Origin of the sequence: Myxococcus sp. SDU36, assembly GCF_030168875.1 — a bacterium.
GTDB classification, from domain to species: domain Bacteria; phylum Myxococcota; class Myxococcia; order Myxococcales; family Myxococcaceae; genus Myxococcus; species Myxococcus vastator.
The window spans coordinates 1,993,915-2,005,340 of record NZ_CP077414.1; the positions used below are offsets into that span (position 1 = coordinate 1,993,915).

The 11,426-nt window shown below is 69.3% G+C and carries 6 protein-coding genes; 4 read left to right on the forward strand and 2 right to left on the reverse strand.

All coding sequences use genetic code 11. The annotated features are described in order from the left end of the window. The first annotated feature begins 90 nt into the window (after positions 1-90). Both KGD87_RS08115 and KGD87_RS08120 read left to right on the forward strand, forming a co-directional pair. On the forward strand, positions 91-2,511 hold the full coding sequence (locus tag KGD87_RS08115; protein ID WP_284666896.1) for an ABC transporter permease: 2,421 nt from the start codon (positions 91-93) through the stop codon (positions 2,509-2,511). Between the two features lie 236 nt (positions 2,512-2,747). After that, a complete protein-coding gene (locus KGD87_RS08120) occupies positions 2,748-4,841 on the forward strand; it encodes a S46 family peptidase (RefSeq protein ID WP_284666897.1) in 2,094 nt (697 codons plus the stop codon). Between the two features lie 91 nt (positions 4,842-4,932). On the opposite strand, the gene guaA is transcribed toward KGD87_RS08120, so the two are convergent. After that, positions 4,933-6,486 (reverse strand): glutamine-hydrolyzing GMP synthase, encoded by a 1,554-nt coding sequence (gene guaA / locus KGD87_RS08125; protein WP_284666898.1) that lies wholly within the window; start codon positions 6,484-6,486, stop codon positions 4,933-4,935. An 86-nt stretch (positions 6,487-6,572) separates the two neighbouring features. Between guaA and KGD87_RS08130 the strand changes: the two genes are divergently transcribed. Then, complete coding sequence (locus KGD87_RS08130; RefSeq protein ID WP_284666899.1) at positions 6,573-7,220, forward strand: hypothetical protein; 648 nt, start codon at positions 6,573-6,575, stop codon at positions 7,218-7,220. 120 nt (positions 7,221-7,340) lie between these two features. Here KGD87_RS08130 and guaB read toward each other — a convergent pair whose 3' ends face one another. Continuing rightward, positions 7,341-8,798 (reverse strand): IMP dehydrogenase, encoded by a 1,458-nt coding sequence (gene guaB, locus KGD87_RS08135; protein ID WP_163786237.1) that lies wholly within the window; start codon positions 8,796-8,798, stop codon positions 7,341-7,343. Positions 8,799-8,971: 173 nt separating this feature from the next. Here guaB and KGD87_RS08140 point away from each other — a divergent pair, with 173 nt between their 5' ends. Further along, the gene (locus tag KGD87_RS08140; RefSeq protein ID WP_284666900.1) at positions 8,972-11,284 is read left to right on the forward strand and encodes a TIGR02266 family protein; all 2,313 of its coding nucleotides are present in this window, start codon (positions 8,972-8,974) and stop codon (positions 11,282-11,284) included. Positions 11,285-11,426: the final 142 nt, after the last annotated feature.

Here is an 11,426-nt window from a genome sequence, read left to right on the forward strand (position 1 = left end):
AAGCGAGCGCGAAACCTGGGGTCGATTCAGGCCGTTCCCCGCCCTGGTTCCTGGGCCGTTCCGGCAAGCTCTGCACCTGCGAGGCCCGCCATGACCTTCTTCGATTCGCTCGCCGCGGATGTTCGCTTCGCGCTCCGCACGTTCCGCCGTTCCCCCGGGTTCGTCGCGGCCGCCGTGCTGTGCCTGGCGCTGGGCATTGGCGCCAACGCCGTCATCTTCAGCGTGGTCCACGGGGTCCTCCTCCGGCCGCTGCCGTACGCGGAGCCCGAGCGGCTGGTCAGCCTCGTCGAGGTGCGCCCCCATGGCTATGGCGGCCCGGTGTCCTGGCCCACGTTCTGGGCCTGGCGCCAACACAGCCCGGCCTTCGCGCACATGGCGGCGTTCACGGGCGGCGGCGTCACGCTCCAGGACTCGGAGGCATCTGAGCGCCTCCAGGCCCTTCGCGGAACGGCTGATTTCTTCACGGTTCATGGCGTGCCGCCCTTGCTGGGCCGGACTTTCGCCTCCGACGAGGATTTGCCCGGTCAGGCCCCGGTCGCGGTCCTCGGCGAGCGTCTCTGGCGAGCCCGTTTCGGCGCTGACCCGGCCGTCCTCGGCCGTTCCGTGAGCCTGGATGGCCTGGCCCACACCGTCATCGGCGTGATGCCGGCCTCTTTCGATGCGTCCACGGACGTCTGGCTGCCCCTGGTGGCGCCGCCGGACGCCGCCGCCCGGACCCGGTCCACGGTGCTGACCCTCCGGGCCCGGCTGGCGCCAGGTGTTTCGCTGGCCTCCGCCGAGGCCCAGTTGAAGCAAGTCGCCGCGGACTCCGCGTCGGCCCAGGCGGAATCCCACCGGGAGCGGAGCGCCCGCGTCATCCCGCTCGACGAAAGCCAGACACAGTCCTGGCGTGCGCCGCTCCAGGTCTTGTTCGGTGCCGTCGCCCTGGTGCTCCTCATCGCGTGTACGAACGTCGCGAACCTGCTGCTGGCCCGCGCGGGCACCCGGCGGCGCGAGCTGGCCGTTCGTCTGGCGCTGGGCGCCGGCCGGGCCCGGGTCGTCCAGCAGCTCCTGGTCGAAAGCCTCCTGTTGGCGCTGCTGGGCGGCGCGCTGGCCGCATTGCTGGCGCGCTGGGGTCTGGACGCGCTGCTGGCCCTGGCTCCGGAGCACCTGCCCCGGCGTCAGGACATCGCGCTGGACGGCACGGCCTTCCTGTTCCTCTTCGGAATCACCAGCGTCAGTGGCCTGGCCTTCGGGCTGCTTCCGGCCCTCCAGGTCTCCCGGCTGGACCTCCGTGGCGGGCTCGCCGCCGCGGGTGATGGCGGCACGGTGCCGGGCTTCGGCCGTCGCCTGGGGGCCTCGCTGGTGGTCGTGGAGATCGCCCTATCGCTGGTGCTGCTCGTCGGCGCGGGCCTGCTCGGACGCGGCTTCCTGCACCTGCTGGGGACTTCCTCCGGACTGGCCCCCGGCCAGGTGCTCACGCTAAATCTGTCCATCCCAGACGACCGGTTCTTCAATGAGGGCGGCCTGGACGCGGAGCTGCCGGGACGGCTCCTGGAGCCGGTGCTGGAGGCGGTTCGCGCGCTCCCGGGCGTCACCGCGGCGGGCATGACGTCCGTGCTCCCCATCCAACGGGCCTGGAACAACGCCCGGTATCAGGTCGAAGGCGCCCCGCTGCCAGCGCCCGGCGACGAACCCCGCGCCGAGCGCCGCGCATCCAGTCCGGGCTACTTCGCCGCCATGGGCATCCCCCTGCGCCAGGGGCGCGATTTCACGCCCCTGGACGCCGCGCCAGACCAGCCCGGCGTGGTCATCGTCAACGAAGCCCTGGCCCGCCGACACTTTCCGGCGGGAGGTGCCCTGGGTCAGCGGCTGCGCATCGGGGCGACGCCGTACACCATCGTCGGCGTCGTGGGGGATGTCCGCCAGGCGGGGCTGGAGCGCGAACCCCTCGCCGAGTTCCACGTCCCTCATGGCAGGCCCTGGGGTGATGACGGCCTCGTCCTGGTGACGCGCACCACGGTGCCGCCGGAGACGCTGCTCCCGGCCATTCGGGAGGCCATCCGCCGCGTGGATGGCACTGTGCCCGTCTACCGGGCGCTCACCTTGGACCAGGTCGTCTCGCAGTCCCTGGCGATGCGCAGGCTCGTCCTGGGGCTGTTCGGCGGCTTTGCGCTCCTCGCCGTCCTGCTCGCCGCCTACGGCCTCTATGGGGTCGTCTCGCTCCGGGTCTCCCAGCGCACGCGGGAGCTGGGCGTCCGGATGGCGCTCGGCGCCCGGCCGGCGGATGTGCTCCGGCTCGTCATGGTCCAGGGCGCGGGGATGACCGCGGTGGGCCTGGGGGTGGGACTTGGGGCGGCGCTGGCCCTGTCCCAGGGGCTCGCGAGCCAGCTTCACGGCGTCAGCGCGAGAGACCCCTGGACCTTCGGGACCATGGCGGCGCTGCTCGCCGCCGTGGCGTTGCTCGCCTGCTGGGTTCCGGCCCGCCGGGCGACGCGGATGGACCCGCTTCAGGCGCTCCGGAAGGACTGACAGCCGGCCGTGCGCGTCCCAGGCGTAGGATGCGCGAATCCCAGCCATGGAACGTAGCCGGATGACACGTCGCGTTGAAGGGGTTTCTCCTCGGAGTCCAACCCCTGGCGGCGGGAATCAGAAGCCTGCTCGTGTGTTGGGTTCCCCGGGAGATCTTCCCCGCTTTTTACTGGCTTGACCCAGCCAGGAGCTTCCCGCAGAACCGCGACACCCATGGCCCTGGAAAGGACCGTTTCATGAAGCGCTTGTTCGTGATTGCCACCCTCCTCGGCGCGGCTCCCGCGATGGCCGACGAGGGCATGTGGACCTACAACAACTTTCCCTCCGCGAAGGTGAAGGAGAAGTACGGCTTCGAGCCCTCCCAGCAGTGGCTGGACAACGTGCGCCTGTCCTCGGCGCGTCTGGCGGGCGGATGTTCGGCCAGCTTCGTGTCCGGCAACGGCCTGGTGATGACGAATCACCACTGCGCGCGCGGCTGTATCGACCAGCTCTCCACGGCGAAGAAGGACTACATCGCCAACGGCTTCTACGCGAAGACGCAGCGCGAGGAGACGCAGTGCCCGGCGATGGAGATCAACCAGCTGGTCAAGATCACCGACGTCACGGAGACGCTGAACAAGGCCACCCAGGGGCTGACGGGCAAGCAGTACGCCGACACGCTCAAGGCGAAGATGTCCGAGCTGGAGCAGGCCTGCTCCGCGGGCAACGCCAAGGCGCGCTGTGACGTCGTCACCCTGTACCAGGGCGGCCAGTACAACCTCTACGAGTACAAGCGCTTCCAGGACGTCCGCCTGGTGATGGCGCCCGAGCACGCCATCGCGTTCTTCGGCGGAGACCCGGACAACTTCGAGTTCCCCCGCTACGACCTCGACGTGACGTTCCTGCGCGTCTACGAGGACGGCAAGCCGGCGACGACGAACAACTTCTTCAAGTGGTCCGACAAGGGCGCCAAGGAAGGCGAGCTGACCTTCATCTCCGGCCACCCGGGCCGCACCTCGCGTGGCCTCACCATCGCGGAGCTGGAGTTCCACCGCGACGTGCAGCTCCCCAAGACGCTGATGATGCTCTCCGAGATGCGCGGCATGCTGACGGAGTTCGGCCGCCGTGGCGCCGAGCAGCGCCGCATCTCCACCAACATGCTGTTCGGCGTGGAGAACGCGGTGAAGGCGATGAAGGGCCGTCACGAGGCCCTGCTGGACAAGACGTTCTTCGCGCAGAAGGTCGCCGCCGAGCAGGAGCTGCGCAAGAAGGTCAACGCCAACCCGGAGATGAAGACGAAGTACGGCGCGGCCTGGGATGAGATCGCCAAGGCCCAGACGGAGCTGCGCAACATCCGCAAGGACCTGACGTTCATGGAGAACGGCGGCGGCCTGTCCTCCTCGCTGTTCCAGGTGGCCCGCACGCTGGTGCGCGGCGCCGAGGAGCTGCCGAAGGCGAACGGCGAGCGCCTGCGTGAGTTCAACCAGGCCAACGTCCCGGCGCTGGAGGCCCAGCTGTTCAGCCCGGCGCCCATCTACCCGGAGCTGGAGATTGCCCGCCTGACGTTCAGCCTCACCAAGATGCGCGAGGAGCTGGGCTCCGACCACCCCTTCGTGAAGAAGGTGCTGGGCAAGGAGTCCCCGGAGAAGCTGGCCGCCCGGCTGGTGAAGGGCACCAAGCTGCGCGACGTGAAGGCCCGCCAGGCGCTCCACAAGGGCGGCAAGGCGGCCATCGCGGCGTCCAAGGACCCGATGATCCAACTGGCCGTCGCGCTGGACCCGGACATGCGGGCCGTGCGCAAGACGTTCGAGGAGAACGTCGAGTCCGTCCTCCGCAAGAACAGCGAGCTGGTGGCCAAGGCCAAGTTCGAGATCTACGGCACCAACCAGTACCCGGACGCGACGTTCAGCCTGCGCCTGTCCTACGGCGCGGTGAAGGGCTACTCGGAGAACGGCAAGCAGGTCAGCCCCATCACCCAGATGGCGGGCACCTTCGCGCACGCCACGGGCGAGGAGCCCTTCGCGCTGCCGAAGTCCTGGCTGAAGAACGAGAAGGCGCTGGACGGCACCACGCCGATGAACTTCGTCTCCACCAACGACATCATCGGTGGCAACTCCGGCTCGCCCGTCATCAACAAGGACGCGGAGATCGTCGGCATCGTGTTCGACGGCAACATCCAGTCCCTGGGCGGCGAGTACGGCTTCGACGAGAGCGTCAACCGCTCGGTCAGCGTCCACAGCCAGGCCATCATCGAGTCGCTGACGAAGATCTACGGCGCCACGCGGCTGCTCGAGGAGCTGCGTCCCGGCAGCACCAAGCTTCCGCCCGTGAAGGCCAGCCCGGCGGGGTGATGCCTCCGGGCGAAGCAAGGGGCCCCGGCGCGGTCGGCCAGGGCCCCTGAAACACGAAGAGGCTGCCCGGCACCTGCACCGGGCAGCCGCCCTACTCCCATTCGATGGTCGCGGGGGGCTTGGACGAGATGTCGTAGGCGACGCGGTTGATGCCGCGCACCTCGTTGGTGATGCGCGTGGAGATGCGCTCCAGCACGGCGAACGGCAGCCGGGCCCAGTCCGCCGTCATGCCGTCCACGCTGGTGACGGCGCGCAGCACGCAGGTGGACTCGTAGGTGCGCTCGTCGCCCATGACACCCACGCTCTGCACCGGCAGCAGCACCGCGAAGGCCTGCCACACCTCCTTGTAGAGGCCGGCGGCGCGAATCTCCTCCTGGACGATGGCGTCCGCGCGCCGCACCAGCTCCAGGCGCTGCTCGGTGACTTCCCCCAGCACCCGGATGGCCAGGCCGGGGCCTGGGAATGGCTGGCGGGACACCATCTCATCCGGCAGCCCCAGCTCGCGGCCCAGGGCGCGGACCTCGTCCTTGAAGAGCTCGCGCAGCGGCTCCACCAGCTTGAGCTTCATCGTCTCCGGCAGGCCGCCCACGTTGTGGTGGCTCTTGATGGTGACGGAGGGGCCCTTGTACGACACGGACTCGATGACGTCCGGGTACAGCGTGCCCTGGGCCAGGAACTCCGCGTCCTGCACGTCGCGCGAGGCCTCCTCGAACACGGCGATGAACTCGCGGCCGATGATCTTCCGCTTCTTCTCCGGGTCCGTCACCCCGGCCAGCTTGTCCAGGAAGCGCTGGCGCGCATCCACCGTCTTCAGCGGGACGTGGAAGCGGTCCACGAAGAGCGCCTCCACCTGCGCGCGCTCGTCCTGCCGCAGCACCCCGTTGTCCACGAAGATGCACTGGAGGCGCGGGCCAATGGCCCGGTGCAGCAGCAGCGCGGCCACGGAGCTGTCCACGCCACCCGACAGCGCGCAGATGACCCGGCCGTGCTCACCCACCTGGCGGCGGATGGTGCCCACGGCCTCGTCGATGAAGCCCTTCATCGTCCACGAGCCGCTGACCTTGCACTCGTTGAAGACGAAGGCGCGCAGCATGGCCTTGCCCTGCGGCGTGTGGACCACCTCCGGGTGGAACTGGAGGCCGAACCAGGGCTTCGTCGTGTGGGCGGTGGCGGCGAAGGGCGAGTTGCCGCTGCGGCCAATGGCCTCGAAGCCCGGGGGCAGCTCCTGCACCCGGTCCCCATGGCTCATCCAGACCTGGACCTTGTCCCCGGGGGTGAACTCGGCGAAGGGGCCTCGGCGGGCCAGCACCTCCACCTCCGCGTTGCCGAACTCGCGGTGGGCGCTCCGGTCAATCTTGCCGCCCAGCAGCTTGGCGGTGAGCTGGAGGCCGTAGCAGATGCCCAGCACGGGGACGCCGGCTTCGAAGACGAAGGGGTCGCACCGGGGGGCATCCGGGGCCTCCACGGACGCCGGCCCGCCAGAGAGGATGATGCCACGGGGAGCGTACGTTCGGATGTCCTCCGCCGGGAGGTCCGGGCGGTGGATTTCGCAGTAGACGCCCAGCTCGCGGACGCGCCGGGCGATGAGCTGGGTGTACTGGCTCCCGAAATCGAGGATCAGGATTTTTTCGGCGTGCAGGTCCACCTGGGGGTCTCCAAGAGGGGCGTCGTTGACGGCTGGGGGCCCTTATCGCTACAAACTTCCGGAATACAACGCCCAAGTACCTTCAATTGTTCGAGGCCTGGATGCTCCGCCGCCTGTCCGCCCCTACCGCCGCTGCGACCCTACTCCTGCTGTCCGCCTCCGGATGCGTGAAGGAGATCTCCTCGGATGAGCGGCTGGACCGCGATACCCAGAATTTCTCCGCGAAGGAGACGCCGGGCGCCGCCGAGCTCGAGAAGATCTCCTGTGAGGACGCCACCGAGGCGCTCATCAAGGCGCGCAATGTGAACCGGCCGGAGACGGACCGGCTGGTGGACTACATCGAGCTCTACTCCTCCCTCCGCAAGCGGACCGCCACGTTCGAGGATGCGATGAACCGCAACCCGGACCTGAGCTACCGCGAGGGCACGCAGCACCTGGTCAACGCGAAGGACACCTGCATCCAGCAGACGGCCGACGTCCGGGTGGAGTTCGAGACCTACATGCGGGAGCTGGTGGGCGTGCCCACCGTCCAGGAAATCAAGGGCGGCAACACCGTCACCATCGCCCGGCTCGACTTCAACACCCTGCGTCAGGCCATTGAGACGCTGGAGCCGGACGACAAGGACACGCTGCTCAACCAGGTGAACGCCGCGGCGAAGCGCGTGGCCCCGTCCACCCCCGCCGCTGATGAGCCCGCCCCCGCGTCAAGCGGTGGCCGCAAGCGCGGCCGGTAGGTCGCTGCTGGCCCTTGCTGGCTGGACACCAGGGCCCCGCCAGGAGGCGCGGGCCCTTTTTCATGGCCCCGGGCGCGGCGCGGGAGGACGGGCCACCGCCCTCCCCTGGCGCCCGCCGGACTACTCGACGCGGTAGTTCGGCGCTTCCTCGGTGATGATGACGTCGTGCACGTGGCTCTCCTTGAGCCCGGCTGACGTGATGCGGACGAAGGTGGCCTGGGTGCGCAGCTCGTCGATGCTGCGGCAGCCCACGTAGCCCATGCCGCTGCGGATGCCGCCCAGCATCTGGTGGACGTTCATCGCCAGGGTGCCCTTGTACGGCACGCGGCCCTCGATGCCCTCGGGCACCAGCTTCACGGCCTCCACGTCCGCCTGAAAGTAGCGGTCCTTGGCGCCCTGCTTCATGGCGCCCAGGCTGCCCATGCCGCGGTAGCTCTTGTAGCTGCGGCCCTGGTACAGGATGACGTCGCCTGGGGACTCCTCGGTGCCGGCGAAGAGCGAGCCAATCATCACCGTGTTGGCGCCCGCCGCCAGCGCCTTGACGATGTCGCCCGAGTACTTGATGCCGCCGTCGGAGATGACGGGCACGTCGTGCTTCTGGGCCTCGCGGACGCAGTCATCCACGGCCGTCACCTGGGGCACGCCCACGCCGGCCACCACGCGGGTGGTGCAGATGGAGCCGGGGCCGATGCCCACCTTCACCGCGTCCACGCCGGCCTGGATGAGCGCGCGGGTGGCCTCGGCGGTGGCGACGTTGCCGGCGATGAGGTCGAAGCCCTGGAAGTTCTTCCGGGTGTCGCGCACGCCGTCCAGCACCGCGGTGGAGTGGCCGTGCGCGGTGTCCACGACGATGACGTCCACCCCGGCCTTGATGAGCGCCTCCACGCGGGCCTCGCGGTCCGCGGACACGCCCACGGCGGCGGCGCACAGCAGGCGCCCCTTGCCGTCCTTGGCCGCGTTGGGGTGCGTGCGGCGCTTCTCGATGTCCTTGATGGTGATGAGGCCCTTGAGCTCGAAGTCCTCGTTGACGACGAGCAGCTTTTCGATGCGGTGCTGGTGCAGCAGCTTCTGCGCATCTGCTTGCGTGATGCTCTCGTGGCCGGTGACGAGCTTGCGCGTCATCATCGACTCCACCGTCTGGGTGAAGTTGGTCTCGAAGCGCACGTCGCGGCTGGTGACGATGCCCACCAGGCGCCGGCCCTTCACCACCGGGATGCCAGACACGCCGTGAAGGCGCATCAGCTCCAGCGCGCGGCCCAGCGGGGCCTCCGGTTCGATGGTGACGGGGTCCACCACCATGCCACTCTCGAACTTCTTGACCTTGAGGACCTCGAGCGCCTGCTGCTCGGGCGTCATGTTCTTGTGGATGACGCCAATCCCGCCCTCCTGGGCCATGGCGATGGCGGTCCGGGACTCCGTGACGGTGTCCATGGCCGCCGACAGGAGGGGGATGTTGAGACGGAGGTTGCGCGTGAGCCGGGTCGTCAGGTCGACGTCCTTGGGGACGACCGAGCTCTCGGCCGGGACCAGCAGGACGTCGTCGAAGGTGAGGGCGAGCCGGATATCGGGGTTGAGCATGAGCGGCGCTCCCGTGGGCAGATGCCCGCGGGGCACCACAGCCCGCGGGTGCGGTTCCATACGAGGTACGCTGCCCCGGCGCAACGGAGAAGGGCGCTGATTTGACGCCCGTTCCCTCGGAGTTCGGGCGATAATCGCAACCCAGTATCCCCTCTCGTCTCAGGAACCGGGCATTGACGGATTCGAATCAGGGTGCGGTCGGGCTCGTCGTGAAGCTGCCCTTCGCGACGCTCGAGGAGTTCCTGGCGAAGTACGGCCCGAATGTGACCCGGGGTGGCATCTATCTGCGCGCACGCGCGGTGAAGCCCCCGGGCACGGCCGTCACCTTGGAGCTCAAGCTGGCGGGCGGGGAGCGCATCATCCACGCGGCGGCCGTCGTCCACTACGTCACAGGTCAGGGCGGACAGGGCGTGCTCGGCATGGGCCTGCGCTTCCTGAACGCGGATGCGCCCACCCGGCGGTTCCTCGATTCGCTGGTCGTCACCCTGCCTCACGCCCAGTCGGAGGTCCCCCCGGTTCCTCCCAATGTGGGGCCGGCGGACTACACGGTCCCACCACCGACGGAGCATGCGCCCGTCGCCCTCTCCGCCGCGCCCGTCGCACCGGCGCCCGTCGCAGGGAGCGCGGCCGCCGCGCCGCCACCCCAGATGATGGCCCACGCGGCGTTGAACCTCAGCTCGGAGGAGCCCAAGCGCGCGGGCGTCGTCATTGGCATTGACCTGGGGACGACGAACTCGTGCGCGGCGTACGTCCGCAACGGCAAGCCGGGCGTGCTGCCCAGCCGAGAGGGCCACAACACGGTGCCCTCCATCATCGCCGTCAACACGCGGGGCAAGCTGGTGGTGGGCCACCCCGCGAAGGGGCAGATGCTCACCAACCCGCGCCAGACGGTGTACGGCGCCAAGCGGATGGTGGGCCGGCCCTTCGCGTCGCCCGTGGTGGAGCAGCTCAAGGACCGCTTCCACTATGAGATCGCCGCCAGTGAGAATGGCGACGCGGGCGTGAAGCTGGGCGAGCACGTCTACACGCTGCAGCAGATCTCCGCGCTCATCCTCCGGGAGGTCCGCGAGGTCGCGCAGAACCAGCTGGGCCACCCGGTGTCCCGCGCGGTCGTCACCGTCCCCGCCTACTACAACGACAACCAGCGCCAGGCGGTGCGCGAGGCCGGGAAGCTGGCGGGCCTGTACATCGAGCGCATCCTCAACGAGCCCACCTCGGCGGCGCTGGCCTATGGCTACGGGCGCGCGCTGAACCAGCGCGTGCTGGTGTACGACCTGGGCGGTGGCACCTTCGACGCGTCGGTGCTGGAGCTGAACGACAACGTCTACGAGGTCATCTCCACCGGCGGCGACACCTTCCTGGGCGGCATCGACTTCGACAACGCCATCGTCACGTACCTCCTGGACGAGTTCCAGAAGGCCACCGGCCGCGCATTCCAAGGGGACCGGGTGGCCATGCAGCGCATCAACGACGCGGCCGAGCGCGCCAAGTGCGCGCTGTCGGAGCGCTCGGAGGTGCGGGTGCACGTCGCGTTCGTGACGATGATCGACGACAAGCCGTGCGATCTGGACGTCATGCTCTCGCGGCAGAAGCTGGTGGAGCTGACGGAGGGGTTGGTCAATCGCACCCTCCAGGTCTGCGAGGAGGTCCTGCGGGCGAAGAAGGTGGCGCCGCAGGACATCGACGAGGTCATCCTCGTGGGTGGGCAGAGCCGCTTCCCGCTGGTGCACGAGAAGATCACGAAGCTCTTCGGCAAGCCGCCCAGCAAGGGCGTGCACCCGGACGAGGCCGTGGCGCTGGGCGCGGCGCTGCTGGCGCACAGCCTGGGGCAGCTGGAAGGCGTGGTGCTCATCGACGTGCTGCCCATGGCCATTGGCGTGGGCCTGCCCGGTGGCCGCTTCAAGGCGGTGATGGAGCGCAACACGTCGCTGCCGTCCACCAAGAGCTACACCCTGGCCACGCACCGCGACGGCCAGACGGAGCTGGAGCTCACGGTGTTCCAGGGCGACTCCGACAAGGCCGCGGACAACGAGTACCTGGGCACGTTGAAGCTGGAGGGCCTGCCGAAGCTCCCGCGTGGCGCGGTGCAGGTGAGCGTCACCTTCGAGGTCAGCAACGAGTCGCTGTTGAAGGTCACCGCGCGCGAGGCCTCCTCGGGCCGCGAGGTGACGAGCACCTTCAGCACGCGCGACACCCCGGAGGCCGTGAAGGCACGGCTGGCGCAGGTCGAACCGGAGCCGCCGTCCGCGTCCAGCCCGGCAGCCGCGGCACGGAGCGTGGGGCACGCGGGGGCCACGGCCACGGGGCCGTCCGCTCCGGTGAAGGTGCCCATGTCCACGGGCGCCGCCGCGTCGGCCACGCGCCCGGTGCCCGTCCGGCCACCTTCATCGGCCCCGGTGTCCGCGATGCCCACTGTCAGCGTGACTGCTGCCCCCAAGCAGAAGGGCTTCATGGGGTGGCTCAAGGGGCTGTTTGGACGAGCCTGAAGACGCGCTCTGCGTGCCCTGTTCGCACTCCGCGTCATGCGTGATTCCGGGAAATTTCCGGTGAGTCTGGCCAGCCCCTAGAGGGTCGGATTTGCCTGCTATGTAGCGCCTCGCTTCCTTCCGGACAGACGAGCGCGCTGCC

What these genes read in the sequence shown, in the direction of transcription:
- KGD87_RS08115 (WP_284666896.1), top strand. Translation starts at nt 91, where the DNA reads ATGACCTTCTTCGATTCGCTCGCCGCGGATGTTCGCTTCGCGCTCCGC.
- guaB (WP_163786237.1), bottom strand. Translation starts at nt 8,798, where the DNA reads ATGCTCAACCCCGATATCCGGCTCGCCCTCACCTTCGACGACGTCCTG.
- KGD87_RS08120 (WP_284666897.1), top strand. Translation starts at nt 2,748, where the DNA reads ATGAAGCGCTTGTTCGTGATTGCCACCCTCCTCGGCGCGGCTCCCGCG.